The organism is Leisingera sp. G5_S3_59_S7 (assembly GCF_054968485.1).
Genome location: NZ_JBQKUH010000047.1, coordinates 1 through 24812, shown reverse-complemented (window position 1 = coordinate 24812; position 24812 = coordinate 1). Strand labels below are relative to the sequence as shown.

The 24812-nt window shown below is 64.8% G+C and carries 23 protein-coding genes; 14 read left to right on the top strand and 9 right to left on the bottom strand.

All coding sequences use genetic code 11. The features are described from left to right. Nucleotides 1-27 precede the first annotated feature (27 nt). From ACTRWG_RS17525 to ACTRWG_RS17505, 5 genes are read left to right on the top strand one after another with little or no spacing between them, the layout of a single operon-like run. Nucleotides 28-1809, top strand: coding sequence for an ABC transporter ATP-binding protein (locus ACTRWG_RS17525; RefSeq protein ID WP_462829701.1), 1782 nt, complete (start codon nt 28-30; stop codon nt 1807-1809). Beyond that, entirely contained in the window at nt 1802-3715 is a 1914-nt protein-coding gene (locus ACTRWG_RS17520; protein WP_462829700.1) for an ABC transporter substrate-binding protein, read from the top strand. The genes ACTRWG_RS17525 and ACTRWG_RS17520 overlap by 8 nt, the downstream gene beginning before the upstream one ends. Further along, nucleotides 3715-4743 (top strand): ABC transporter permease, encoded by a 1029-nt coding sequence (locus ACTRWG_RS17515; protein ID WP_027235329.1) that lies wholly within the window; start codon nt 3715-3717, stop codon nt 4741-4743. The genes ACTRWG_RS17520 and ACTRWG_RS17515 overlap by 1 nt, the downstream gene beginning before the upstream one ends. Then, complete coding sequence (locus tag ACTRWG_RS17510) at nt 4740-5894, top strand: ABC transporter permease (protein WP_027235330.1); 1155 nt, start codon at nt 4740-4742, stop codon at nt 5892-5894. Before ACTRWG_RS17515 ends, ACTRWG_RS17510 begins: the two co-directional genes overlap by 4 nt. Further along, the gene (locus ACTRWG_RS17505; RefSeq protein ID WP_462829699.1) at nt 5891-7237 is read left to right on the top strand and encodes a CoA transferase; all 1347 of its coding nucleotides are present in this window, start codon (nt 5891-5893) and stop codon (nt 7235-7237) included. The genes ACTRWG_RS17510 and ACTRWG_RS17505 overlap by 4 nt, the downstream gene beginning before the upstream one ends. Before the next feature lie 111 nt (nt 7238-7348). Here the strand turns inward: ACTRWG_RS17505 and ACTRWG_RS17500 are convergent, their stop codons facing one another. Further along, a complete protein-coding gene (locus ACTRWG_RS17500; RefSeq protein WP_462829698.1) occupies nt 7349-9823 on the bottom strand; it encodes a mechanosensitive ion channel family protein in 2475 nt (824 codons plus the stop codon). Nucleotides 9824-10216: 393 nt separating this feature from the next. Between ACTRWG_RS17500 and ACTRWG_RS17495 the strand changes: the two genes are divergently transcribed. The 7 genes from ACTRWG_RS17495 to ACTRWG_RS17465 are packed head-to-tail and all read left to right on the top strand — an operon-like array spanning nt 10217 to nt 16731. Beyond that, nucleotides 10217-11443 (top strand): glycosyltransferase family protein, encoded by a 1227-nt coding sequence (locus ACTRWG_RS17495; RefSeq protein ID WP_027235333.1) that lies wholly within the window; start codon nt 10217-10219, stop codon nt 11441-11443. Next, nucleotides 11440-12684: a glycosyltransferase family 4 protein gene (locus tag ACTRWG_RS17490; protein ID WP_027235334.1), complete on the top strand. Its 1245-nt coding sequence runs from the start codon at nt 11440-11442 to the stop codon at nt 12682-12684. The genes ACTRWG_RS17495 and ACTRWG_RS17490 overlap by 4 nt, the downstream gene beginning before the upstream one ends. 6 nt (nt 12685-12690) lie before the next feature. Then, nucleotides 12691-13779 carry a glycosyltransferase family 4 protein gene (locus tag ACTRWG_RS17485; RefSeq protein WP_027235335.1) on the top strand — a complete coding sequence of 363 codons (1089 nt, stop codon included), beginning with the start codon at nt 12691-12693 and terminating at the stop codon, nt 13777-13779. Next, the gene (locus ACTRWG_RS17480; protein WP_027235336.1) at nt 13776-14363 is read left to right on the top strand and encodes a histidine phosphatase family protein; all 588 of its coding nucleotides are present in this window, start codon (nt 13776-13778) and stop codon (nt 14361-14363) included. The genes ACTRWG_RS17485 and ACTRWG_RS17480 overlap by 4 nt, the downstream gene beginning before the upstream one ends. Next, on the top strand, nt 14360-15496 hold the full coding sequence (locus ACTRWG_RS17475) for a glycosyltransferase family protein (protein ID WP_027235337.1): 1137 nt from the start codon (nt 14360-14362) through the stop codon (nt 15494-15496). Before ACTRWG_RS17480 ends, ACTRWG_RS17475 begins: the two co-directional genes overlap by 4 nt. Then, nucleotides 15493-16251 (top strand): polysaccharide deacetylase family protein, encoded by a 759-nt coding sequence (locus ACTRWG_RS17470; RefSeq protein WP_027235338.1) that lies wholly within the window; start codon nt 15493-15495, stop codon nt 16249-16251. The genes ACTRWG_RS17475 and ACTRWG_RS17470 overlap by 4 nt, the downstream gene beginning before the upstream one ends. Then, the gene (locus ACTRWG_RS17465; protein WP_027235339.1) at nt 16252-16731 is read left to right on the top strand and encodes a class I SAM-dependent methyltransferase; all 480 of its coding nucleotides are present in this window, start codon (nt 16252-16254) and stop codon (nt 16729-16731) included. It abuts the gene before it with no gap. Between the two features lie 65 nt (nt 16732-16796). Here the strand turns inward: ACTRWG_RS17465 and ACTRWG_RS17460 are convergent, their stop codons facing one another. Continuing rightward, a complete protein-coding gene (locus tag ACTRWG_RS17460) occupies nt 16797-17939 on the bottom strand; it encodes an alpha-D-ribose 1-methylphosphonate 5-triphosphate diphosphatase (protein ID WP_027235340.1) in 1143 nt (380 codons plus the stop codon). Between the two features lie 50 nt (nt 17940-17989). On the opposite strand from ACTRWG_RS17460, the gene ACTRWG_RS17455 reads away from it, so the two are divergent. Next, nucleotides 17990-18673, top strand: coding sequence for a DUF1045 domain-containing protein (locus ACTRWG_RS17455; RefSeq protein ID WP_027235341.1), 684 nt, complete (start codon nt 17990-17992; stop codon nt 18671-18673). Here ACTRWG_RS17455 and phnN read toward each other — a convergent pair. The 7 genes from phnN to phnG form a co-directional block, all read right to left on the bottom strand. Further along, entirely contained in the window at nt 18655-19215 is a 561-nt protein-coding gene (phnN, locus tag ACTRWG_RS17450) for a phosphonate metabolism protein/1,5-bisphosphokinase (PRPP-forming) PhnN (RefSeq protein WP_027235342.1), read from the bottom strand. The genes ACTRWG_RS17455 and phnN overlap by 19 nt on opposite strands. Beyond that, complete coding sequence (phnL, locus tag ACTRWG_RS17445; protein ID WP_027235343.1) at nt 19212-19895, bottom strand: phosphonate C-P lyase system protein PhnL; 684 nt, start codon at nt 19893-19895, stop codon at nt 19212-19214. The genes phnN and phnL overlap by 4 nt, the downstream gene beginning before the upstream one ends. A 10-nt stretch (nt 19896-19905) precedes the next feature. Further along, nucleotides 19906-20676 carry a phosphonate C-P lyase system protein PhnK gene (gene phnK, locus ACTRWG_RS17440; RefSeq protein WP_027235344.1) on the bottom strand — a complete coding sequence of 257 codons (771 nt, stop codon included), beginning with the start codon at nt 20674-20676 and terminating at the stop codon, nt 19906-19908. Next, the gene (locus ACTRWG_RS17435) at nt 20676-21533 is read right to left on the bottom strand and encodes an alpha-D-ribose 1-methylphosphonate 5-phosphate C-P-lyase PhnJ (RefSeq protein WP_027235345.1); all 858 of its coding nucleotides are present in this window, start codon (nt 21531-21533) and stop codon (nt 20676-20678) included. The genes phnK and ACTRWG_RS17435 overlap by 1 nt, the downstream gene beginning before the upstream one ends. Before the next feature lie 315 nt (nt 21534-21848). Beyond that, the gene (locus ACTRWG_RS17430) at nt 21849-22949 is read right to left on the bottom strand and encodes a carbon-phosphorus lyase complex subunit (protein WP_027235346.1); all 1101 of its coding nucleotides are present in this window, start codon (nt 22947-22949) and stop codon (nt 21849-21851) included. A gap of 4 nt (nt 22950-22953) precedes the next feature. Beyond that, nucleotides 22954-23538 (bottom strand): phosphonate C-P lyase system protein PhnH, encoded by a 585-nt coding sequence (gene phnH / locus ACTRWG_RS17425; protein ID WP_027235347.1) that lies wholly within the window; start codon nt 23536-23538, stop codon nt 22954-22956. Beyond that, nucleotides 23538-23990 carry a phosphonate C-P lyase system protein PhnG gene (gene phnG / locus ACTRWG_RS17420; protein WP_027235348.1) on the bottom strand — a complete coding sequence of 151 codons (453 nt, stop codon included), beginning with the start codon at nt 23988-23990 and terminating at the stop codon, nt 23538-23540. Before phnG ends, phnH begins: the two co-directional genes overlap by 1 nt. A 107-nt stretch (nt 23991-24097) precedes the next feature. Between phnG and phnF the strand changes: the two genes are divergently transcribed. Beyond that, a complete protein-coding gene (gene phnF, locus ACTRWG_RS17415; RefSeq protein ID WP_027235349.1) occupies nt 24098-24811 on the top strand; it encodes a phosphonate metabolism transcriptional regulator PhnF in 714 nt (237 codons plus the stop codon). Nucleotide 24812: the final 1 nt, after the last annotated feature.

The following is a 24812-nucleotide window of genomic DNA, read 5'->3' as shown; positions in this document are numbered from 1 at the left end:
TTGAACCAGCCGGGCGGACACATCTGAATGCGCCCGCTGCTGTCCGTCGAAAACCTCAGCATAGGATTCAACAAGGACGACTCCGTCGTGAAAGAGGTGAGCTTTGCCGTCCGGCCGGGCGAAACACTAGCCCTGGTCGGGGAAAGCGGGTCCGGCAAAACAGTCTCCTGCCGCGCGGTTCTGCGCATCCTGCCGAAGGTGGCACAGCTGCGCTCAGGGCGCATCCTGCTGGACACGGACAAGGGCCAGCTGGATCTCGCCACGCTGGAGGAACGCCGCATGCGCGACGTGCGCGGCAACATCGTGTCGATGATCTTTCAGGAGCCGATGCGTTCCTTGTCCCCTTTGCACCGGATCGGCAACCAGGTGTCCGAGGTGCTGTGGCTGCATGGCCGAAAGAGCGAGCGCGAAGCCCGCAAACTGGTATTGGAGTGCTTTGAGCGGGTCGGCTTCCCGGAGCCCGAACAAACCTACCGCTCTTACCCCTTTGAATTGTCCGGGGGGATGCGGCAGCGGGCGATGATCGCCATGGCGATGGTGGCCAAGCCTCAGCTGCTGATCGCCGATGAGCCGACCACGGCGCTGGATGTGACCACCCAGGCGCAGGTGCTGGGGCTGATGAAGGATCTGCAGCGCGAAACCGGCATGGCGATGATCCTGGTGACCCATGATCTGGGAGTCGTCGCAAACATGGCCGAACAGGTGGTGGTGATGCACAAAGGCCGGGTGATGGAATCCGGCGGGGCTGAGCCGATGCTGCGTGCGCCTGCCCATCCCTACACCCAGGCGCTGTTCAAGGCTGCGCCGGAAATCCCGGATGAGGCGGTGGTTGCCATCCCGCCCTCCCGCGAGGACCTGATCTTGGAAATGACATCGGTCTCCAAGACCTACACGCTCAGGGCCGGCAAGGGCTGGCAGGCGCCAACCCTGATCCACGCCTGCCGCGAGATCGACCTGCGGATGAGCCGCGGAGAGACACTTGCGATCGTCGGCGAGAGCGGCTCCGGCAAGACCACTGCGGCCCGGATCGCGCTGGGGGCAGAACTGCCCGATCCCGGCGGCGAGGTGCTGTTCCGGCCGGCGCCCGGGGAGCCGGCGGTTGCGGTCCACGACATGGACCGCACTGCACGCACCGCCTTTCAGCGCCAGGCACAGATGGTGTTCCAGGACCCCTACTCCTCGCTATCACCCAGGATGCGCATTCAGGACACGCTGGTGGAGCCGTTGGACATCCACCGCATCGGCAGCCGCGCCGACCGCCGTGACAAGGCGGCCGATATGCTGCGGCTGGTCGGGTTGTCACCCGACATGCTCAAGCGCTACCCGCACGCTTTTTCCGGCGGCCAGCGCCAGCGCCTGTCCATCGCCCGCGCGCTGATGCTGGACCCGGCGCTGATCGTCTGCGACGAGCCGACCTCAGCACTGGATGTTTCGGTGCAGGAGCAGATCCTGCGGCTGCTGGAAGAGATACGCGACCAGCAGAAACTGTCGTATCTGTTCATCAGCCACGATCTGGCAGTGGTTGCCCGGATTGCCGATGAAGTGGCGGTGATGCGGCGCGGGCTGATCGTCGAGCAGGCGCCGCCGGAAACGCTGTTTTACAATCCCCAGCACCCCTACACCAAAGCGCTGATCGCTGCCCAGCCGGAGCCGGATGTCGATCGGCCCATCAACTTGAAACTGGTTGCCCAGGGCGCCGGTGCACCGGAATGCTGGCCGGAGGAGTTCCGCTTTGACGGCGCCGAAGCGCCGCCGCTGGTGAACATGCTCCACCTGGAACACGGCCACAAGGTACGCTGCCATGTTTGATGCTTTGAAGCCCCTCCTTGCCGCTGCGCTCTGCCTGGCACCGCTTACCGCGCAGGCCGGCCCCGAGGTGCAGGAGAGCGCCTTCTGGCGCTCCGAGGTCAAGGCCGGTTACATGCCGCCTGCCGCCAAACGCATCCCAGAGGTGCCGCTGGTGGTGGATCTGGCGGCCAAGGGACGTGAATTCGGCGTTCAGGGCGGCACTCTCAACACCATGGTCACCCGCTCCAAGGACATCCGCCAGATGGTGGTCTACGGCTACGCCCGGCTGGCCGGATATGACGAGAACTACCAGCTGCAGCCGGATATCCTGCTGAGCTTTGAGAATGAGGGCAACCGCCGTTTCACCCTGACACTGCGGCCCGGCCACCGCTGGTCCAGCGGCGATCCTTTCACTTCGGCGGATTTCCGGTACTGGTGGGAGGACGTTGCCAACAACGAATTGCTGAGCCCGGCCGGGCCGCCCGACTTCATGCGGGTCCTGGGCAAGCTGCCGCGGGTGAGCTTTCCGGACGAGACCACTGTCGTCTACGAGTGGGACGCACCCAACCCGGGCTTCATGCATCTGCTGGCCCAGGCCCGTCCGCCCTTCATCTACCGGCCGGCGAAGTACCTGAAGCAGTTTCACGCGGACTATGCCGATCCGGAGGTTCTGGCGGAAGAAGTCGATTACGCCCGCGTCAAAAGCTGGGCGGCGCTGCACAACAAATACGACAACATGTACAAGTTCGACAACCACGAGCTTCCGACCCTGCAGCCCTGGATCAACGCGTCGCCCGGCAAGAAGATCCGCCACCAGTTCGTGCGCAATCCTTATTACCACCGCATCGACAGCCGCGGCGTGCAGCTGCCCTATATCGACACGGTGGAAATGGAAATCGTCACCGCCGGGCTTGTGGCGGCCAAGTCGAACGCGGGCGAGGCAGACTTGCAGGCCCGCGGCCTTGGCTTCCGCGACATTCCGATCCTGCGCAAGGGGGAGAAGGACGGCAGGAACTACAAGACCTATCTGTGGGCCTCCGGGGCCGCCTCTCAGATTGCGATCTACCCGAACCTCAACGTGAATGACCCGGTCTGGCGCGAAATCCTGCGCGACGTCCGGGTGCGCCGGGCCCTGTCACTGGCCATCAACCGGCGCGCCATCAACCGGGCGCTCTATTTCAATCTGGCCAAGCCCGGCGCTATGACAGTGCTGGAGCAGAGCGAATTCTTCGACCCCGCGCTGCGCGAGGCCTGGGCGGACTTCGACCCGGAGCTGGCTGGCCAGCTGCTGGACGAGGCCGGCCTGACCGAAAAAGACGGCTACGGTATCCGCTATCTGCCCGATGGGCGCCGGATGGAGCTGGTGGTGGAAACCGCGGGCGAGCGGCAGGAGGTGGAAAACGCGCTGCAGATCATCTCGGACGACTGGCGCGATGTCGGAGTGAAACTGGTGATGCGGCCGCTGGACCGCGACATTCTGCGCAACCGGGTGTTTTCCGGCACCACCATGTCCTCTGCCTGGTTCGGCTGGGACAACGGTCTGCCGCAAGCCTATACCTCGCCGGCCTATCTGGCGCCAACCGATCAGGTGTTCCTGTCGTGGCCGAAGTGGGGCCAGTACTATCAGACCGGCGGCAACGCCGGCGAGCCGCCGGACATGGCCCCTGCCCAGCGGCTGATGGCACTGCTGCAGGACTGGAACATGGCCGCCACCCATGAAGACCGGGCCGCGGCCTGGCGCGAGATGCTGAAAATTCACGCGGACCAGGTCTATGCCATCGGCGTGGTGGCCGCTGCCCCCCAGCCCGTCGTGGTCAGCAACCGCCTGCGCAACGTGCCGGAAAAGGCGGTTTGGGCCTGGGATCCGGGGGCGCATTTCGGCGTCTACCACCCGGATGAGTTTTTCTTCGAGGATGGCGAAGGCTGATGGAAATTCTGCGATACGCCATATACCGCTTTGGCACCATGCTGCTTACTCTGCTGGTGGTGTCGGTGCTGATCTTTGCCATCATCAACCTGCCGCCAGGCGACTATCTGTCGAACCAGATTGCGGAATTGCAGGCCACTGGCCAGTCCGCGGGCGTTGCCAAGGCGGAGTTCCTGCGCAAGGAATACGCGCTCGATAAGCCCCTGTGGCAGCAATACATGATCTGGATGGGCTTCATGCCCGGCCCGCACGGGTTTTCCGGCATGATCCAGGGCAACTTCGGCTGGTCTTTCGAGTTCGACAGCCCGGTGGCCGATATAGTTGGCGACAGCCTGTGGCTGACCGTTCTGGTCAACGTGGCGGCTGTGGTCTTCGTCTATGCCGTGGCACTGCCGCTGGGCGTTCTGGCCGCGGCCCGGGCGCGCACCTGGGTCGACTACACAACCGCCTTTGTCGGCTACCTGGGTTTGGCCACGCCGAACTTCCTGCTGGCGCTGATCCTGTTCTATTACGGCCACCGCTGGTTCGACCTGCCAATCGGCGGGCTGATGGCGCCTGAATTCGAAGGCGCGCCGATGAACTGGGAGAAGGTGAAATCCATCCTGGTGCATCTGATCGTGCCGACCTTCGTGATCGGCACCGCTGGCGCCTCTGCCATGATGCAGCGGCTGCGCGCCAACATGCTGGACGAACTGGGCAAGCCGTATGTGGAAACCGCCATTGCCAAGGGCATGGCACCCTCGCGCATGCTGGCCAAATACCCGCTGCGGGTGGCCTTCAATCCCTTTGTCGCCGATATCGGCAACCTGCTGCCCGCGATGATTTCCGGCTCGGTGCTGGTGTCGGTCGTGCTGGGGCTGCAAACCATCGGCCCGACCCTGCTGACCGCGCTCAAGACGCAGGACATGTTCCTGTCGGGCTTCGTGCTGATGTTCGTCGCCCTGCTCACCCTCATCGGCACCATGATTTCTGACGTGCTGCTGGTGCTGCTTGATCCCAGAATCCGCTATGAGGGGCGCGGCGCATGACCCAGCTGCCTGACGGACGTTATGTCGACGATGAACCCTTTGACCCGCAAGCCTCGCTGCTCGAGCTGGAGCGCAAGGATCTGGACGCCCCCAACTGGCTGCTGGTCTGGCGCAAGTTCAAGACGCATAAGCTGGGACTGATCTCGGGCATCTTCCTTCTGATTGCCTACGGCCTGATCCCCTTTGCAGGCTTCATTGCGCCATACGGCCCCAATCAGCGGTTTTCAGAGCACCTTTATTCGCCGCCGCAATCCATCAAGCTGTTCCACGAGGGTGAATTCATCGGGCCCTACGTCTATCCGATGACTTCCGAGGCGAACCTGGAGACCTTTCAATGGGAATTCAAACCGGACACTTCGCGTCCGCTTAAGCTGACGTTTTTCTGCAAAGGCAGCACCTATTACCTGGCGGGTTTCATCGAAAGCAACCGCCACTTGTTCTGTGCTAGCGAGGAGGCGACGATCTTTATTCTAGGATCGGACCGTCTGGGCCGCGACATCTTCAGCCGCGTATCCTACGGGGCGCAGCTGTCGCTGACGGTTGGTCTGATCGGGATTACGGTTTCCTTTGTTCTTGGCATCTTTTTCGGCAGCATCGCCGGATACTTCGGCGGCCGGGTCGATTGGCTGGTGAACCGGGTGATTGAAATCCTGCGGTCGCTGCCGGAGCTGCCTTTGTGGCTGGCGCTGTCCGCCGCGGTGCCATCAAATTGGTCGCCGGTTGCGGTGTTCTTCATCATTTCGATCATCCTCGGCATTCTTGACTGGCCCGGGCTGGCACGCTCTGTGCGCTCCAAGTTCCTGTCCTTGCGGGAAGAGGAATATGTCCGCGCCGCGGAAATGATGGGCGCCTCGTCGGGACGCGTGATCCGCAAGCATCTGCTGCCGAACTTCATGTCGCACCTGATTGCCTCGGCCACGCTGTCGATCCCCGCGATGATACTGGGGGAAACGGCGCTCTCGTTTCTTGGCCTTGGCCTGCGCGCCCCGGCGGTCAGCTGGGGGGTGATGCTGAATGACGCACAGAACCTTACCGCGGTTGAGATTTATCCCTGGCTGGCCGTACCGATGCTGCCGATTGTCATTGTCGTGCTGGCCTTCAACTTCCTTGGCGACGGCCTGCGCGACAGTCTGGATCCCTATCAGCAATGACGCTGCTTGCCGCCCTGCCCGCCACGGGCGCTTACCGCCTCACCGGCACCGGCCGATGGCGCAGCGCTTTTGCGGTGACGGAACTGGCCAATGCCTCGATTGCCGCGGTTGGCCTCGAGCTTGCACGGCTGATTGAGGCGCTGAACCTCGCGCCCTTGGCGCCTGAAGTCACCGTCGATCAGCGGCTGGCGTCGCTTTGGTTCAGCTACAGCTTCCGCCCCGATGGCTGGGAGCTTCCCAGCCTGTGGGATGCCATTGCAGGCGTGTATGAAACGCAGGACGGCTGGATCCGCCTGCACACCAACCTGCCGCACCACCGAAGGGCCGCGCTGCGGGTACTTGGCTGCGCGGGCGAACGCAGCGCCGTAGCCGCAGCGGTACGCCATTGGCTGGCGGACAGGCTGGAAAGCGAGATCGTAGCCGAAGGCGGTGTGGCCGCAGCCATGCGCAGCCGTGAGGACTGGGTCGCCCATCCGCAAGGCCGCGCCGTCGCGGCGGAGCCGCTGATCAGGTGGACCTCCCCCCGCGCTGTCCGGCTGCGGGACCGGCCTCATGCAACGGCAGCGCGCCCGCTGGCGGGGCTGCGCGTGCTCGACCTGACCCGGGTGCTTGCGGGTCCGGTGTCCACACGCACTCTGGCCGGTTTCGGCGCCGATGTGCTGCGTATCGACCCGCCCGGCTGGGATGAGCCGGGGGTGATCACCGATATTTCCCTGGGCAAGCGCATGGCGGCGCTGGATCTCACCAAGGGCGAAGACCGGCTGGTGTTCGAGACCCTTCTGGCGGATGCGGACTTCCTGGTGCATGGCTACCGCCCCGGTGCTTTGGACGGGCTGGGTTACGGGGCGGACAGCCGCCGCCAAATCGCGCCCAACGCGGTGGAGGTAACGCTGGACGCCTACGGCTGGACCGGTCCCTGGGCGGCCCGCCGCGGCTTCGACAGCCTGGTGCAGATGAGCGCAGGAATCGCCGATGCCGGCCGCGCTTGGGCCGGATCGGACAAGCCGGCTCCGCTGCCGGTACAGGCACTCGACCATGCCACCGGCTATCTGATGGCTGCCGCAGTGCTCTCAGCGCTCACCGCAGCGGCCGGGGGAGCGGAGGTTCCGTCAGCGCATCTCTCTCTCGCGCGCACAGCTGAGCTGCTTGCCGGACTGCCAGAATCTGCTGAAGGCCCGGCCCTCACCACTTCGGCCGGTAGCGATTACAGCGAAAAGATCGAGAACAGCGGCTGGGGTCCGGGCCGCCGCCTCGCACCCCCGCTCTGGATTGGATCAAAGCCGATCCGCTGGGATCTGCCAGCCGGATGCTGCGGCAGCAACGCGGCCTACTGGCCCGAATAACCGGTTGCTGTCCGGCACTCTGCGCCGCGCGGCAGCGCGGCGCCACGCCCAACCCCAAGCGGAGCGCGCCAGCGGTCCGGCACGGGGGCGGGAGAGCTCCCGGTTGCGGCGTCACCGGTCGTCGCCGCCGGGTCCGCCCATATCCTCCAGCATGTCTTCGTCGATTGCTGCCTGCACAGCGCCTGCTGCGGCTTCCTTCTGTTTCGGCGTCAGCTCATCTTCCTGGTCCGGCGCCAGCCGCACGGTGACCTCGCGGTGGGCAAACTTGATGCCTTCGCGGGCAAACAGCTCGCGGATTTCCTGATACACCCGTTTGCGGACGATCCACTGGTCCCCCGGTTTGGTCATGAATTTCACCCGGATGATCATCGCCGAGTCCTGCATCTCGATCACGCCTTGGGATTTCAGCGGCTGAATGAACGTGTGTCCGACAACCGGGTCATCCATCAGAGTCTGGCCCAGTTTCTTGATCAGCTTGCGGACTTTTTCCACATCGGTGTCATAGGTCACCCGCAGCGGCAGCTTCATCATTACCCAGTCGCGGGAATAGTTGGTCAGCACCTTGATCTCGCCAAAGGGTATGGTGTGCAGCGCGCCCAGGTGGTGGCGCAGCTGGAAAGAGCGGACCGAGATTTTTTCCACCGTGCCCTTCACATCGCCGATGTCGATGTATTCCCCCTTGCGGAAGGCATCGTCGATCAGGAAGAAGGCGCCGGAAAAGATGTCCCTGACGAGCGCCTGCGAGCCGAAGCCCACCGCCAGGCCGACCACACCGGCACCGGCAAACAGCGGGCTCACGTTGATGCCCAGTTCCAGCAGCACGATCAGCACGATCGACACCAGAACCACCGCCAGGATCGCGCCGCGGAACAGCGGCAGCAGCGTTGCCAAGCGGCTGGCGCCGCCCGCGCCGCCTTCATCGCCGAGCTCTCCCTGAGGAGCGTCCCCGGCCTCCTCGTCAATCTTGCTGTCGATCCAGATCCGGAACAGGTGATAGACGATGTAGCCGATGAACAGGATCACCGTGACATCGACCGCCCGTTCGGCGGCGGTGGAAGCGATCCAGCTGGCGTCCGGGTTCCACACGATCACCAAAGAGTATGCTCCGACCACAAAGGCCAGGATGCCCGCAACCCGGCGGGCAAGATCCTCGTAGGTGGCAATCGGGTGCTTGGACCGCGGCGCGACTTCCTCTTCTCCGGTTTCGTCTTCCGGTTCCGGCGTTGCGCTGTCCTGCGGTACGTCCACGACTTCCGCGTTCATCGCCGCGGAAGGTGCCGGCCCGGAAGTATCCGGATGGATTTCCTCCGCCGCAGGCGCGTCAGCTGCATGGATGGCGGTTTCCGGCTCCCCCGCCTCAGCCGCAGCTTCCTCCACTTCTGCTGCTTCGCGCTTAACCAGCCGGGCGCGGCTGAAATAGCGCTCAATACCATAGTTGATCACCCCGTAGACCACCAGGATCGTGGTCAGCACGAAATAGCTGCCCGCCATCAGCGGGATCGAAATGTCCTGCTCAAGAACCAGGTCAAAGGCCAGCTTGAGCCAGCCGAACGCCATATAGATCATCAGAACCGGCGCCCATGCCACGGCCAGAACGCGCACTAGCCAGGAACACTCCTCGGGTGCCCGGCCCGCACGGATGGCGTTTGAAATCGCCCGCCTGTTGACCAGAACCATGAGCAGGTTTCCCAGCGTCCCCACCAGGGCCAGAACGCCGTAAACCAGCGCATAAACATTGTAATTCAGGCCGAAATCCCCGACCCAGGTGGCAAATAGCGTCGTGGAAATGTCGTAGGTCGCCAGCAAAGACGCCCAGATATAAAGCCGCTTGGCATCCCGGTCGGAGAATACGGGGATCCGGTACTGGGCCAAAAACGGTGACAACACCATCCGCCAAAGGTCGGACACCGTGCGCGCCAGGAAGAAGGCGGTATAAACGGCCGTCACGGTGAATTCGATGGACGGATCGCCAGAGGCGCCGAAAATCAGGTAGGAAATCAACGCCGCAAAGACCATCGCGAAAACCGTGGCGCCAATCCCCATCAGGAACCGGAACACCAGAAAGGGCATCTTTTCCTGATAGCCTTGGGGTGTTTCCCGGATCCGCGCGACAACGAACCGCTTGGCAAAGCGCTTGCCATAGATCTCCGTCGACAGCCAGCGGCCGATCAGCAGGAACAGCACACTCCAGCCCATCACCTCGACATAGGTCATTATGCGCCCGTCCGGGCTGGTCTGGCGCAGGATGTACTGCATTTCGAAGATTGAATAGGGCAGCGCCTCCAGTCGGCTGTTCAGTTCCGCCCTGAAGGCCCCAACCCTGGATTGCGCCTTCATCAGGATCGAGGGCTCCTCCATCGCGTCAGAGACCGGATGCCCGGCTTCCGGCTCTGCCGCCGGCGGCGCATTCAGCAGCTGGCCGCTGCTATCGACCACAACCACGCTGACGCCGCTTTCGGCCGCCCGTTCAATCGCCTTGGACAGCGCGTCCGCCGGAGCCGTTTCACTTTCCTGCGCGCCGGCGTGAGGTGTCAGCCCAAAACTCAGCAGCAGGCACAGCAGGAACCGGAACAACATTTGCAGCATCACCGCCTATCCTTTTGGAAACTCGCATCAAACTAATCACGCGCAAGAGCGTTGCGCAAATGGCGCGCGCGCAATTTCCTGTGCGTCGCGCAACCAAGGCGCATGATTGCATGCGCCAGGGCTCCGGGCTATACAAATTCAGATATCCGCTCTTGGGGCGGTCAGCTGCCCCCGAGGCCGTGGAAGTCACCGCCCGGAGCGGCAGCTGCAAAGGCAAATACTGACCGCGCCCCCCGCCCTATCCGGCTGCGGTGCGCGCAATCTGAGGCGGACGATGGCGGAGCACAACAGCACGCGCCCGGGGACGAGCGGCAGTACAGGCCGGCGTGCCCCCGGCGCCGCCGGAACCATCCCCTTGCCCGGCGCGGTCCGGAACCCTGATCAGGCGCTTACATGACGGCAACAAGCACCCGAAAGACAGCAGCGGACACCTGCGCGCGCGGACCGCGGATCATGTTCTACAGCCACGACACATTCGGGCTGGGGCATTTGCGCCGCTCGCGGGCGCTGGCCGGGGCGATTACCGCAGCCAATCCGGACGCTTCGGCGCTGATCCTCACCGGCTCGCCGGTGGCGGGGCGGTTTTCCTTTCCGACCCGGGTGGACCATGTCCGCCTGCCCGGTGTGATCAAACGCGCCGATGGCTCCTATGCCTCGCGCACCATGGGCATGAGCATCGAGGAAACCGCCGAACTGCGCGCGGCTCTGATCCGCTCCACAGTGGAGCAATACGAACCGGATGTGCTGGTGGCCGATAAGGAGCCCACGGGATTCCGCGGCGAACTGATGCCGGCGCTGGAGCTGCTCAAGTCCACTAACCGCTGCAAGATGGTGCTGGGCCTGCGGGACGTTCTGGATGAGCCGGAGGTGCTGGCCGCCGAATGGGAGCGCAAGCACGCAGTCGAGGCGACCCGCGACTTCTATGACGAGATTTGGGTCTATGGACCGCGTTCTGTCTATGACCCGACCGCCGGTTTGCCCTTCACGCCGGAGATGCAGGAACGGATGCACTGGACCGGCTACCTGCGCCGCGACCTTGGCCAAGTGGGCGAACCGCCTGAGCAGCCCTATTTGCTGGTCACCCCCGGCGGCGGCGGCGATGGCGAGATGATGGTAGACTTGGTGCTGTCGGCCTATGAAGCCGACCCGGAGCTGTCGCCCCGGGCGGTGCTGGTTTACGGCCCCTTCCTGTCCGGCGAAACCCGCGAGGATTTCGAGGAGCGCGTTGCCCGGCTCAATGGCCGCGTCACCGCTGTAGGTTTTGAGTCGCAAATCGAAACGCTTTTTGCCGGCGCCCAAGGCGTGGTCTGCATGGGCGGTTACAACACCTTCTGCGAGGTGCTGTCGTTTGACAAACCCGCGGTGATCGTGCCCCGCACCACCCCGCGGCTGGAACAATGGATCCGCGCCAGCCGGGCTGAGGAGATCGGCCTCACCACAATGCTGGACGAGACCCGCGACGGCTGGACGGCTCCGGCGCTGGCCAAGGCGATCCGCGCGCTGGCCACCCAGCCGCCGCCCTCTGCCGCGGGCTCCGAGGGTCTTTTGGACGGGCTGGATTATGTGACACGGAGGGTCTCAGCCCTGTTGCAGGACACGCGCCGGGAGGCTGCTGAATGAGCGCCCCCCGCCCGCCCCTTGCGGTGGTGGTCAAGGGCTGGCCGCGGCTGTCCGAGACCTTCATCGCACAGGAACTGGTCGCCCTGGAAGCGGCTGGCCACGCGTTCGAAATCTGGTCCCTGCGCCACCCCACCGACATCAAACGCCACCCGCTGCATGCGCAGTTGCAAGCCAAGGTGAACTATCTGCCGGAATACCTGCATCAGGAGCCTGAGCGGGTCTGGCGCGCCCGCGCCATTGCGCAAGGCTTGCCTGGCTACGGCGAAGCCTACCGCATCTGGCGCGCCGATCTGCGCCGTGACCCGACCCCCAACCGCATCCGCCGCTTTGGCCAGGCCTGCGTGCTGGCGGCTGAAATGCCTGACGAGGTGCTGGGCCTCTACGCGCATTTCCTGCACACGCCCTCCTCCGTCGCGCGCTATGCCGCAATCATGCGCGGCCTGCCGTGGAGCTTTTCGGCGCACGCCAAGGACATCTGGACCTCACCGGATTGGGAGCTGCAGGAAAAGCTCTCAGCCGCCCATCACGGCGCGGCCTTTGGTGCCACCTGCACCGGTTTTGGCGCTAAGCACCTGCAGGAGCTGGCCGATACGCCGGACCGGGTTGATCTGGTTTATCACGGGCTCGACCTGTCCCGCTTTCCCGCCCCGCCGGAGCGCAAGGCCCGGCAGCCGCAGGATCCGATCCGCTTCATGTCGGTTGGCCGCCTGGTGGAGAAGAAGGGTTTTGACCGCCTGATCGCCGCGCTGGCGCTGCTGCCTGCGGGCCTTGACTGGCACTGGACACACATCGGCGGCGGCGGTCTGGGGGATCTCTTGCAAGGCATGGCGGAGGATGCAGGCATCGCCCACCGCATCACTTGGCGTGGGGCCTGCGATCAGCCCGAAGTGATTGAGGCGATGCGCAACTCCGACCTGTTTGTGCTGCCCAGCCGGGTCGCGGCGGACGGCGACCGCGACGGGCTGCCTAATGTTCTGATGGAAGCCGCCTCGCAAACCCTGCCGATCCTGTCGACCCCGGTCTCCGCCATTCCGGAATTCATCACCCACGGCACCCACGGCCTGCTGAGCGAAGACGCGCCCGAGGCGCTGGCGGAAACGCTGCTCTATGCCGCCCGCCATCCGCAGAAGCTGGCAGAGATGGCTGAGGCCGCGCTGACCCGGCTGCGTTCGGACTTCGGCATGGATCCCGGCATTGCCCAGCTCTCGAAACGGCTGATGGCGATGCTGCAGGTCGGCTGACAGGTCATGCTGCCGGGAACCGGAAAGCGGGTCGCATTCTACGCGCCGATGAAGCCGCCGCACCACCCGGTGCCCTCCGGCGATCGCGAAATAGCCCGCAACCTTATGGCTCTGCTCAGCGCCAGCGGCGCGAATGTGCAGCTGGTCTCGGATCTCAGGATCTATGACAAACATGGCGATGCAGCGCTGCAGGCAATCCAGCGCAATGCGGCCAGGGACGAGGCCGCCCGGTTGATCAGGGATATGCCGGCAGCTGACCTCTGGGTCACTTACCACAACTACTACAAGGCGCCGGACCTGATCGGCCCCGCCGTGGCACGCGCCCGCGGCATACCTTATGTGCAGATCGAATCCACCCGCGCCAAGAAGCGCCTGACCGGGCCATGGGCGGGATTTGCCGAGGCCGCCCACGCCGCTGCCGATGCCGCTGCGGCGATCTTCTATTTCACCGGACAGGACCGCTTTGCGCTGGAGCGGGACCGCTCCGGCAGCCAGACCGTGGCCTACCTGCCGCCCTTCCTGCCGCTTGAAGAGCTGCCGGCCGCCTCTTCTGTGGCGGGTCGGATGCTGACTGCAGGCATGATGCGCGCAGGCGACAAGCTTGCCTCCTACCGCGTTATTGCGGAGACACTTGCGTATTTGCCAGAAGATTGGCGGCTGGACATTGCAGGCGACGGCCCGGCCCGGTCCGAAGTTGAGGCCCTGATGGCCCCCTTTGGCAGCCGGGTCCGCTTCCTCGGCCAGCTCTCACGCGAGGAATTGTCAGCGGCTTATTCCAATTCCTCCCTGTTCCTGTGGCCCGGTGTGAACGAAGCCTTCGGAATGGTCTATCTTGAGGCGCAGGCCCATGGTCTCCCAATCGTGGCTCAAGACCGCCCCGGCGTTCGGGATGTGCTGCTGGCCCGGTCCTACCCGGAGCCCGAAGACGGTGCGGAATCATTGGCAGCTTTCACGGCGGCCCTGCTGGCAAACCCCGCGCTGCGCAGCCGCATTGGCCGGGAGGGACGTGATTACATCGCCCGAAACCACCTCGCCCCCGCCGCGGCGCGCCGCTTTTGGGACGTTGCCGCCCCGCTGATGGAGACACAGACATGATCCGCCTCGCCCTCCTGCGCCACGGACATACCGCCTGGAACCGTGCCGGGCGCATTCAGGGGCGCAGCGACATACCGCTGGACGATCAGGCCCGCGCGGAACTGGGCGGTTATGCCTTGCCCGCCCCGTGGGACGCAGCAGAATTATGGTCCAGCCCGCTGGCGCGTGCGGCGGAAACTGCCGAACTTGTTGCAGGCCGCCCGCCCCGGACCGCGCCGGAGCTTACAGAAATGAACTGGGGCGACTGGGAGGGGCTGCACGGTCTGGACCTGAAGGCTGACCCCGCCAGCGGCTTCCGAGATATCGAGGACTGGGGCTGGCACTACCGCCCGCCGGGTGGAGAGAGCCCGGCAAAGGTCTGGGACCGTATAGCCCCCTGGCTGCACGGTCTGACACAGGACACCGTCGCTGTTTGCCACATCGGCATCATGCGGATGATCCTGGCCCGCGCATACGGCTGGGATTTCGACGGCCCCGCCCCCTTCCGGATCAGACGCAACCGGCTGTTCGTGGTGGAAGCCGAAGGAATCTCGCTCAGCCCTTGGGCCGAACCGGTCCGGCTGATCCGCGAGGACGCGCCATGAAAGTCCTGATTGCCGTGACCCACCTCCTGGGCACCGGCCATCTTTCGCGGGCCTTGACGCTGGCCCGCGCCTTTACCGCGGCCGGCCAACAGGTGCAGGTGGCCTCCGGCGGATTTCCCGCCCCGCAACTCAATGCCGAAGGGGTTGAGGTGGTCCAGCTTCCGCCGCTGCGCTCGGACGGGGTGGATTTCACCCGGTTGCTGGACGCGGACGGCTCTTTGACCGGCGAGGCGTATCAGACCCGCCGCAAAGACGCCCTCTGCGCAGCCCTGCGCAGGCTGCAGCCCGATGTGCTGATCACCGAACTCTACCCCTTTGGCCGCCGTTCCCTGCGTCAGGAATTCCTGGCCCTGCTGGAGACCGCCGATGCGCTGCCCCGGCGGCCGGTGATCCTGTCCTCCATCCGTGACATCCTCGCACCGCCCTCCAAACCGGAGAAGGCGGAAAAGGCCGATGCGGTTATCGCCCGGTATTACGATGCGGTGCTGGTCCACTCCGATCCAGCGGCCACCAGGCTGGAGGCCAGCTGGCCGGTCTCGCCGATGCTAAGCGGCAAGCTGCGCTATACCGGCTATGTCGCGCCGCCCGCCGCAGGACCCCACCCGAACCAGGCAGGCAGCGGCGAGGTTCTGGTCAGCGCCGGCGGCGGCAATGTGGGAACGCCGCTGTACCGGACCGCTCTGGAAGCGGCCAAGCGGATGCCGGAGATCCCCTGGCGCCTGCTGGTTGGCGGTGCGGACGCCGACGCGCGGATTGCAGAATTCGCCAAGGCAGGCTCCCCCGCCTTGCTGGAACCGGCGCGCAAGGACTTCCGGCAGATGCTCTCCCACGCCGCCGCCTCTGTCAGCATGTGCGGCTACAACACCGCGCTTGACCTGTTGCAAGCCGGGACGCCTGCGGTCCTGATCCCCTTTGATGCGGGCAATGAGACCGAACAGGGTCTGCGTGCCGCCAGCCTCGCGCCGCTGAGCGGGATAGAGGTGATCAAGACAGCGGACCTCACGCCCGAAACGCTATGCGCTGCGGTCAAGGCGGCAATGCAGGCTCCGCCGCGGCTTGCAGGCGGTTTCAGGTTTGACGGAGCCGCCCGGAGTGTGGAGATTGCCGCAGAACTTGCGGGGGAGCGCGAATGACACCGGATTGGAGCGGGCTGGACCAGGAACTGGAGCACTGGCAGGAGGCGGGCCTGACGCTGCCCTTGTGGTGGCGTGACGACGATGCGATGTCACAGTCCGCCGAACTGGACCGTCTGGCGGACCTCTCCGCGGAGCTTGATTTGCCTGTTCATCTTGCGGTTATCCCCCAAGGCGTCACAGCGGATCTGGCCCGTTTTGTTGCCGCCAATCCGCAGCTCATTCCGGTGGCTCACGGCTGGGCGCACCAGAACCACGCCCCTGCAGGCGAGAAGAAGGCCGAATTCGGTGCTCACCGGCCGCTGGAAGTACTGCTGGACGACGCCGAGCGCGGCTTGACCCGCCTGCAGGAGCTGTTTGGCGCCAGCCTGCGGACGATGTTCGTGCCGCCCTGGAACAGGGTCTCTCCGGAAATGCTGACCTGGCTGGCCGGTGCCGGCTTTACCGCCGTTTCCACCTTCGGCCCGCGCAGCAGCGCCAAACCAGCCTCGGGCCTTTTGCGGGTGAACACCCACCTGGATCCGATCAACTGGAAGGGTTCGCGCAGCTTGCTGCCGCCGGACCAGCTGATTGCGCAAGCCGCGCGCCAGCTGCGCGACCGCCGCCTGGGTGATGCGGACAACGCAGAGCCCTATGGACTTCTCACCCATCACTTGGTGCACGACGAGGCGGTCTGGGAGTTCACCGCCGACCTCGCCAGGCGCTTGTTGAATGGTCCGGCAGAGGCTTGGATCTATGATGAAAGGATGTCCTGAATGAGCCGCCTCGATTCCATGCTGCGTCGCCTGACCGCCCAGCGCGACGGCCTGAACTGGGCCGCAGAGCAAATCAGCGCGATGGAGGGCGATGTGCTCGACATGGGGCTTGGCAACGGGCGTACCTACGACCATTTGCGCGCAATTCTGTCCACCCGCCGGATCTGGGTGATCGACCGTGTGCTACAGTGCCACCCCTCCTGCATCCCGCCGGAACAGGACTTCCTGCAGGGCGAAGCCAAACCGATGCTGGAGCGGCTCGCCGGCAATGGCCGCCGGATCGCGCTCGCGCATTACGACTTTGGCTTCGGGATTAAGGAAAAGGACGTTGCCGAGGCCACCGCCCTGTCTCCCGCCATTGCCCGGGTTATGGCACCGGGCGGCATCATCGTCTCCGGCCAGCCGCTGGCAGGTTTCGAAGAGCTTGACGGTCCAGAAGGCATCCCGCCCGGCCGCTACATGTTCTACCGGGCCAACTGATCCAAGCCCCCGGCCGCCCCCAATTCAAGAGGCCGGGCGCTTCCGCCTCCCCAGCGGCCGGGCGGTCAGGCCACCCGCAAACCGCGCGACCAGACACCGCGCACTGCAGGCGCGCCTGCTGTCACACGGAACCGGATCAGGTCGGCGCGCTTGCCGGTCTCCAGCCGCCCGCGGTCGTGCAGGCCCACTGCATCGGCCGGCGCATGTGTCACCGTGCCCAGGCCCCGCGCCATGTCGCCCCACGATTGCCCCAGCATGACCGCCGCCATCAACAGCGCGGCCGGCACATAATCCGACGACAGGATGTCCAAAAGCTCCAGTTCCGCCAGTTCATGCGCCGCAACATTGCCGGAGTGCGAGCCGCCGCGGATCAGGTTTGGAGCGCCCATCATCACCTTGATGCCATGGGCATGACAGGCCTGCGCGGCCTCCACCGTGGTGGGGAACTCCGCCAGCTGAATGCCATGGCCTGCCGAAACGGCCACCTGCCCGGCCGTGGTGTCGTCATGGCTTGCCAGCACTGCGCCAAATCGCTTGGCCGCCTTCACCGCTTCCGCCTCATGCAAGTCGCCATGGGTCTCGCGCAGCTCTCTCAGATGAGCGATATGCGCCTGGAACGCGGCGTCGTCGAACCCGTGCTTGCCCTTCACGTACTGCTCCAGCTTGGAGAGATCGCGGAACTGCCGCTGGCCCGGCGTGTGGTCCATCAGCGAAACCAGCCCGACCCGGTCCGCTTCGCCAAAGGCCTCCAGTTCCTCAATCAGGGTGTCTGAGCAGACTTCGGCCCGCAGGTGCAGGAAATGCGAGATCTTCAGCGCCTCCGCCGCTCTGAGTTCCAGCAGCTCAGCGGCCAGACCGCGGGCATAAGCGCCATAGCGGCTTTCCTTGCGGCTGATCGAGCCGACACGCATCGCATCAAATACCGTGGTGATGCCAGTGCCCGCCAGTTCCGCATCATGGGCAATGATCGCGCTGGCGTGCGGCCAGTCCACCTTGGGGCGCGGCTGGATGTGACGCTCCAGATTGTCGGTATGCAGTTCCACCAGACCCGGACAGACATAATCGCCCCCGCAGTCGATGGCGCCCGCCGGAACCGAGGTGCCCTCTGCAATGTCCTCGATCTCACCGCTGGAAACCTTCACGCTACCGGTGCGGGTCTCCCCCGGAAGCACCAGTGTGGCATTGGCAAGGATCAACTCTTCTGTCATCTGAACTTCACATCTTTCGAGTTATGGAAGGCCACGTTTAGGAGGCCAATGTGACATTCACGCGATACGCGATCTACTATGCTCCGCCCGCAGATGCGGAATGGTGCCGGTTCGCCGCAAGCTGGCTGGGCTGGGACCTGGAAACAGGCCGCAGCCTGCCTCAACCGGAAGACACCGGGCTGGACGTGGCGGCGATAACGAAGGTTCCCCGCAAATACGGACTTCATGCCACCCTGAAGCCGCCGATGCGCCTTGCCGAAGGGCAATCCCAGGCAGCGCTGGATGCAGCCTGCGCGGCGCTGGCCGCGGCGCAGAGGCCGGTGACGCTCGAGGGGTTCCACCTGGCGCGGCTCGGCCGCTTCCTGGCGCTGCGGCCCTCCGGCGATGAAACCGCGCTGAACGCCCTGGCCGCCGCCTGCGTGACAGAGCTGGACCCTTTCCGCGCGCCGGCGGCCCAGGCTGAGCTGGAACGCCGCCGCGGCGCGGGCCTGAGCCCGGAACAGGACAGGAACCTCACCCTGTGGGGCTATCCTTATGTGCTGGAGCAATTCCGGTTTCACATCACGCTGACCGGCAAACTGCCGAAGCCCGACCTGCCGGCGGTTGAAGCGGCGCTGAACGAGCGTCTCATCCCGCTGCTGCCCGCACCGCTGGAAATCCGCGATATTGTGCTGGCGGGCGAAGCAGAGGACGGAAACTTCCACCTGATCCACCGCTACGCCCTTTCCGGCTGAAGGGCTGCCAGCGCGGCGGCCACCGCCGTGCTGAGCGCACCGCTGTTGTCGATCACATGAACCCTGCGCAGCCCTTCCGGCAAGGGATTGGCCGCCCTGGCAAGACGGCGCCGAACCTCCCCGGCGTCTTCCCGCCCGCGGGCAGACAACCGTTCGACCAGCACCTCTGGTCGCGCCGTCACCGACAGCACAATGAAATCACCGAACACCTCCTGCGCCTGCAGCAGCACAGCACGGGACAAATTGACCAGCACACCGCCCGCACCGGCCCGCAAGGCTTCGATTTCGCGCGGAATGCCATACTGCAGGCCATGCGCTTGCCAGTCCAAGGCAAACACGCCGTTGCGCGCAAGGGCCGAAAACTCAGCCTCGGTCACCGCCTGGTAATCCTCCCCGCCTGCCTCCGGCGCGCGGGTGATCACCCGCCGCATCAGCCGCAGCTGAGGACCGGAGACCGCAAGCGCAGACATCAGGCTGTCCTTGCCAACTCCGGACGGTCCGACCACGGCAATGACCGGGCCTTTATTTGCAGACGCACTCATGCCGCCGCCTTGGGAGCAAAGTCCGACACGTCCACGAACCGGTCGCAAACCTGCTGGCGCGCCGCCTCATCGTGGAAGATGCCGATGATCGCAGCCCCCCGCGCCTTGGCACCTGCGATCAGCGCAAGCACAGTGGCGCGGTTTTGCGCATCAAGGCTCGCCGTCGGTTCATCCAGCAGCAGCGCCGGATACTCATAGGCGAAGCCGCGGGCGATATTCACCCGCTGCTGCTCACCGCCCGAGAATGTCGTGGGGCTCAGACTCCAAAGACGTTCGGGTATATTGAGCTGCGCCAGCAGCGAGGCCGCCTTGTCCCGCGCCTGATCGGCCGGCGTGCCGACTGCCAGCAGCGGTTCAGCCACAACATCCAGCGTTGGCACCCGCGGAACCACCCGCAGGAATTGGCTGACATATCCCAGCGTGTCACGGCGCAGCGCCAGTATCTCCCGCGGCGCGGCCTTGGCCACATCCACGCCGCCGACGACCACGCTGCCGGAGGCCGCCAGATAGTTGCCGTAGATCACACGCATCAGTGTGGACTTGCCCGCCCCGGAGGCGCCCGTCAGGCCGACACATTCTCCGGGTTGCACACTCAGCGTGGCGTTTTGCATGACCGGAATCACCGCACTGCCCTGGTTGTGCAGGGTGAAGCTCTTGCTTACATCGTTCAATTCAATCATCACCCTGCCCTCAGACTTGCAGCACGCTGGAAACCAGCAGCTGGGTATAGCCGTGCTGGGGATCGTCCAGCACCTGATCGGTCAGCCCGGTTTCCACCACATGGCCGTCCTTCATCACCATCAGCCGGTCCGCCAGCAGGCGCACAACGGCCAGATCGTGTGTCACGATAATGGCGCTCAGCCCCATCTCCCGCACGAGGCCCCGCAGCAGATCCAGCAAGCGCGCCTGCACCGAGACATCCAGTCCACCGGTCGGTTCGTCCATGAACACCAGCCGCGGGCCTGTCACCAGATTGCGTGCGATTTGCAGGCGCTGCTGCATACCGCCGGAGAAGGCCGAAGGGCGGTCGTCGATACGGCTTTCGGAAATCTCAACCCGGCCCAGCCAGTCCGCCGCCTGTTCGCGGATCGAGCCATAATGGCGGTTCCCCACGGCCATCAGCCGTTCGCCAATGTTACCGCCGGCCGAAACCGGCATGCGCAGCCCGTCCCTTGCGTGCTGATGCACAAAGGCCCAATCGGTACGGCCCAGCATCCGCCGTTCCGGCTCTGACATTGTGACGGTATCCACCGGCCCGCTTGTGCGGGTGTAATAGATTACCTCTCCCTGGTCCGGCACCAAGTGGCCCGCCAGACTGTTCAGCAGCGTCGACTTGCCAGAACCGCTTTCACCCACGATTCCCATCACCTCGCCCGGGTAGAGATCAAAGCTCACACCGGTGCAGCCGATCCGTGCGCCGTACAGCTTGGCCACATTCTTCACTTGCAGCAAAGGGGTCATCACGCTGCCTCCTCACCCAGGCGGCCGCTATGGCCTGCCTCGCGCCGCGTGCGGCAGTAATCGGTGTCCGAACAGACAAACATCCGGTTGCCCGCATCATCCAGGATCACCTCGTCCAGATAGCTGTCATCCGCCCCGCACAAGTCGCACGGGTGGTCCGCCTTGCTGGCCTCAAACGGGTAATCCTCGAAATCCAGAGACACGACCTGTGTGTAGGGCGGCACCGCATAGATCCGCTGCTCCCGGCCGGCACCAAACAGCTGGATCGCCGCCATCTCCATCTTGGGATTGTCGAACTTCGGTATCGGCGACGGGTCCATCACGTAACGTCCCTCCACCTTCACCGGATAGGCATAGGCGGTGGCAATCGCGCCGTGCTGCGAGATGTCCTCGTAAAGTTTCACGTGCATCAGCCCGTATTCCTGAAGGGCGTGCATTTTGCGAGTTTCGGTCTCGCGCGGTTCCAGGAAGCGCAACGGCTCCGGGATCGGCACCTGATAAACCAGGATCTGGTCTTCAGTCAGCTCCGCCTCCGGGATCCGGTGGCGGGTCTGGATGACGCTGGCTTTTGCCGTTTCTTCAGTCGTTGCCACACCCGCCGTCTTCTCAAAAAACTTGCGGATCGACACCGCGTTTGTGGTGTCGTCAGCCCCTTGGTCGATGACTTTCAGCGTGTCGTCCCGCGTCAGCGTCGCGGCGGAGACCTGAACCCCGCCGGTGCCCCAGCCATAGGGCATCGGCATCTCGCGGCTGGCAAAGGGCACCTGATAGCCCGGCACAGCCAAGCCTTTCAGGATCGCCCGGCGGATCATCCGTTTGGTCTGTTCGTCAAGGTATGCAAAGTTGTAGTCAGGCATCATGACCTCGAATTAGAGCTGTGTGGCCCAAACAGGAATGGAGCGCAGTATTTTGACGGAAAACACTCTCGGCTATGTCTTGGCCGTTGGACTTGGCGTTCTGATTTGGGCTCTCGTCCGCATTTTTCGCACCTTGCGCGCAGGCGGCTATGACCACGCGATGCGCTGCCCATCCGGACACAATCACACGAGTATAGACCCGGTTGATGCAAGCATTGCGTCCCATGGCCCTGGCTCTGGCCGTCCTTGGGTCCAAGGCCACGACAGCGAAGGATTCGGCGGAGGTGACGCAGGCGGCGGTGGAGGCGATTAAGCTCATTCCGCAGCCTCCTTTGCCGCCAGCGTCTCAGCCAGCTCTGCCGCTTCCCGGCGCAGTTTGCGGACTAGTTCCAGCTCGGACTGGAAGTCGACGTAATGCGGCAGCTTGATGTGCTCCAGAAAGCCGGTGGCCTGGATGTTGTCGGCGTGGCTCAGGACAAATTCCTCGTCCTGCGCTGGCGCGCCCAGATTGTCCTCGCCCAGCTCTTCCCAGCGCAGCGCCCGGTCGACCAGCGCCATGGCGATGGATTTGCGCTCTGACTGGCCAAAGACCAGACCATAGCCGCGGGTGAACTGCGGCGGCACCGTCTTGGAGCCCTTGAACTGGTTCACCGTCTCGCATTCGGTCAGCTCCACCTCGCCGATCTCGATGGAAAAGCCCAGCTCCGGGATCTCCATCTCCACAGGCACGCTGCCAATTCGCAGCTCGCCGACAAAGGCATGGTTGCGCGCATAGCCGCGCTGTGTCGAATAAGCCATGCCGAGGATAAACCCCTCATCGCCGCGGGTCAGCGATTGCAGGCGCACCGCCCGTCCCGCCGGGAAGGACATCGGCTCGCGCGTCAGATCACCCGGAACCGCGTCCGAGGCAGGCTCGCGCTCGATGATGTCCTCGCCTTGCAGGAATTCGGTGATATGCGGCGTGGCCTCCTGGCGCGGCTCGGACACTGGCGCCTCGGGCACCTCACCGTCGGCGGCCAGTTTGAAGTCCAGCAGGCGGTGGGTGTAATCGAAGGTCGGCCCCAGCACCTGCCCGCCGGGGGCGTCCTTGAAGGTCGCGGAGATCCGGCGGTCGCAGGCCATTTCTCCGGTCTCCACCGGCTGCGAATAGCCAAACCGCGGCAGGGTGGTGCGGTAGGCGCGGATCAGAAAGATTGCCTCTATCAGATCACCGCGCGCCTGCTTGATGGCCAGCGCGGCAAGGTCCGGATCGTAGAGCGAGCCTTCGGCCATCACCCGGTTCACCGCCAGGCTCAGCTGCTCGCGGATCTGGGACAGGCTCAGCTCCGCGACACTGGTATCGCCGCGGCGCTCCTCAGCCAGCCAGGCATGGGCGTTTTCAATGGCGCGTTCGCCGCCCTTGACTGCAACGTACATGGGCTCAGGCCTCCGTGGTGATCCGGGTGGACCGCGGCAGCGCAGCAACCTGCGCCCCCGCGGTGAAGAAGAAGTCCATACCCAGCGGGTAGAGAGCGGTATTGTTCTGGAACGCAGTTAGTTCCGGCAGCTGCATCCGGGCTTTGTCTTTGATGCCGGGGCCGCTCAGCACCACGTTGGGGGCCGCGAAACCGGGCGTCTCGACAATCAATGTGGCCGAGCGGTCAGGGTATTCAGGGGTGCCGATGCGGAAGCGGTCCAGCGGCATCAGCGCCTCCCAGCTGCCAAGCGCGAAATCCGCCTGCTCCGCCGCAACGACCGGCGCGCCCGTGTGAAAGGCCAGCCAGCCGCGCAAGGCCCCGCTGTCCGTGCCCGGCGCCAGATAGACACCGGTCTCCGGATCGCACAGCGTCAGCAGCAGGCTGCCCGCCGCGACTGATATCCCGTCAGGCGGTGCGGCCCCGGTGATGTCCTGGACCTGGCCGGGCCGGGCCATGGCGTTCATCGCCGCGCGGAAGGCATGTGCCGCATCCACTGGCGGATTGCTGAAACCGCCCGCATAGGCGGCGTTCCGGGTTTCCAGGCGCATCAGTCCTCTCCCCGCACCATGGTGAAAAACTCGACCTTGGTCGCCGCCGCCTTGGCGGCTCGGGCGTTCTTCTTCGTCTGCCTCTCTACGGCCAGCGGCTCCAGCACTGCCTTGCGCACGCCCGCCGCCGCATCTGTTTGCATCAGCGCATCAATCTTGGCGGCCATTGCGGCCTTGGCCTTGCTGCGCCCCTGCACATAGCCTTGGCCGACGGTGCCATCCTCCAGCGACACCGCACAGCGGGTGACGGTCATCTCCCCGAGGTTGAAAGGCGCGCCGGTGCCGCCCATGCGGCCCCGCACCATGACGCTGCCGGCCTCTGGCGGGCGCAGCCATTCATAAACGGGATCAATCCCGCAGCCCTGCCACAGCTTGGTCAGCCGGGCCTCGTCAGCAGTGGCCAGCAGGCTCATCCAGCCTTTGCGGTCCGCTGCGGAGATAGTGGTGTTCATCTGTCTATGCCTCTTGGCCGGGTTGTCTACATCAACTATACAACTAGACAAATGTTAACCGAGTCGCCCCGGCTGGCGCAATCCAAGACTTATGAAAGTTCCATGACATGGCCCGCACCCCGGTTTGGAAATCCATCGCCATCGCCCTGACCGATGACATTGCCCAGGGCCGGTATGAGACCGGCGGCAAGCTCCCGGCTGAGGCCAAGCTGTCAGCGCGGTTCGGGGTCAACCGGCACACCGTGCGCCGGGCGCTGGCGGACATGGCGGCGCAGGGCCTGGTCCATTCCCGCCGCGGAGCAGGGGTGTTCGTCGCTGCCAAGCCAACCGACTACCCAATTGGCAAGCGGGTCCGGTTCCACCAGAACCTCGCGCGCGAGGGGCGGATACCGGCCAAGAAACTGCTGACGCTGGAAACCCGCGCCGCCGGATTGCGCGAGGCGGAGGCATTGGAGTTGCAGGCGGGAGACCCGGTTCTGGTCTACGACGGGCTTTCACTAGCCGACGGCCAGCCCATTGCGCTGGCTCAGGCCGTGTTTCCGGTCGGCTTGCTGCCAGGGCTGCACGAGGCGCTGGAAGAGGACAGTTCAATCACCAAGGCCCTGAAACGCTGCGGCGTCGAGGACTATACCCGCAGGGAAACCCGCATCGCTGCCAAGCTCGCCACCGCCACCCAAGCGCTGCAGTTGCAGATCAGCGAAGGCGCGCCGATCCTGCGCACCACGTCGGTCAGCGTGGACACAGCCGGCACGCCGATTGAGTTCGGCCGCACCTGGTTCGCCGGCGACCGGGTGACTCTGACGGTTGGCGGTGAAACCTGAA

Coding starts and splice junctions, on each gene's coding strand:
- ACTRWG_RS17525 (WP_462829701.1), top strand. CDS start 28: ATGCGCCCGCTGCTGTCCGTCGAAAACCTCAGCATAGGATTCAACAAG.
- ACTRWG_RS17520 (WP_462829700.1), top strand. CDS start 1,802: ATGTTTGATGCTTTGAAGCCCCTCCTTGCCGCTGCGCTCTGCCTGGCA.
- ACTRWG_RS17515 (WP_027235329.1), top strand. CDS start 3,715: ATGGAAATTCTGCGATACGCCATATACCGCTTTGGCACCATGCTGCTT.
- ACTRWG_RS17510 (WP_027235330.1), top strand. CDS start 4,740: ATGACCCAGCTGCCTGACGGACGTTATGTCGACGATGAACCCTTTGAC.
- ACTRWG_RS17505 (WP_462829699.1), top strand. CDS start 5,891: ATGACGCTGCTTGCCGCCCTGCCCGCCACGGGCGCTTACCGCCTCACC.
- ACTRWG_RS17500 (WP_462829698.1), bottom strand. CDS start 9,823: ATGCTGCAAATGTTGTTCCGGTTCCTGCTGTGCCTGCTGCTGAGTTTT.
- ACTRWG_RS17495 (WP_027235333.1), top strand. CDS start 10,217: ATGACGGCAACAAGCACCCGAAAGACAGCAGCGGACACCTGCGCGCGC.
- ACTRWG_RS17490 (WP_027235334.1), top strand. CDS start 11,440: ATGAGCGCCCCCCGCCCGCCCCTTGCGGTGGTGGTCAAGGGCTGGCCG.
- ACTRWG_RS17485 (WP_027235335.1), top strand. CDS start 12,691: ATGCTGCCGGGAACCGGAAAGCGGGTCGCATTCTACGCGCCGATGAAG.
- ACTRWG_RS17480 (WP_027235336.1), top strand. CDS start 13,776: ATGATCCGCCTCGCCCTCCTGCGCCACGGACATACCGCCTGGAACCGT.
- ACTRWG_RS17475 (WP_027235337.1), top strand. CDS start 14,360: ATGAAAGTCCTGATTGCCGTGACCCACCTCCTGGGCACCGGCCATCTT.
- ACTRWG_RS17470 (WP_027235338.1), top strand. CDS start 15,493: ATGACACCGGATTGGAGCGGGCTGGACCAGGAACTGGAGCACTGGCAG.
- ACTRWG_RS17465 (WP_027235339.1), top strand. CDS start 16,252: ATGAGCCGCCTCGATTCCATGCTGCGTCGCCTGACCGCCCAGCGCGAC.
- ACTRWG_RS17460 (WP_027235340.1), bottom strand. CDS start 17,939: ATGACAGAAGAGTTGATCCTTGCCAATGCCACACTGGTGCTTCCGGGG.
- phnN (WP_027235342.1), bottom strand. CDS start 19,215: ATGAGTGCGTCTGCAAATAAAGGCCCGGTCATTGCCGTGGTCGGACCG.
- phnL (WP_027235343.1), bottom strand. CDS start 19,895: ATGATTGAATTGAACGATGTAAGCAAGAGCTTCACCCTGCACAACCAG.
- phnK (WP_027235344.1), bottom strand. CDS start 20,676: ATGACCCCTTTGCTGCAAGTGAAGAATGTGGCCAAGCTGTACGGCGCA.
- ACTRWG_RS17435 (WP_027235345.1), bottom strand. CDS start 21,533: ATGCCTGACTACAACTTTGCATACCTTGACGAACAGACCAAACGGATG.
- ACTRWG_RS17430 (WP_027235346.1), bottom strand. CDS start 22,949: ATGTACGTTGCAGTCAAGGGCGGCGAACGCGCCATTGAAAACGCCCAT.
- phnH (WP_027235347.1), bottom strand. CDS start 23,538: ATGCGCCTGGAAACCCGGAACGCCGCCTATGCGGGCGGTTTCAGCAAT.
- phnG (WP_027235348.1), bottom strand. CDS start 23,990: ATGAACACCACTATCTCCGCAGCGGACCGCAAAGGCTGGATGAGCCTG.
- phnF (WP_027235349.1), top strand. CDS start 24,098: ATGGCCCGCACCCCGGTTTGGAAATCCATCGCCATCGCCCTGACCGAT.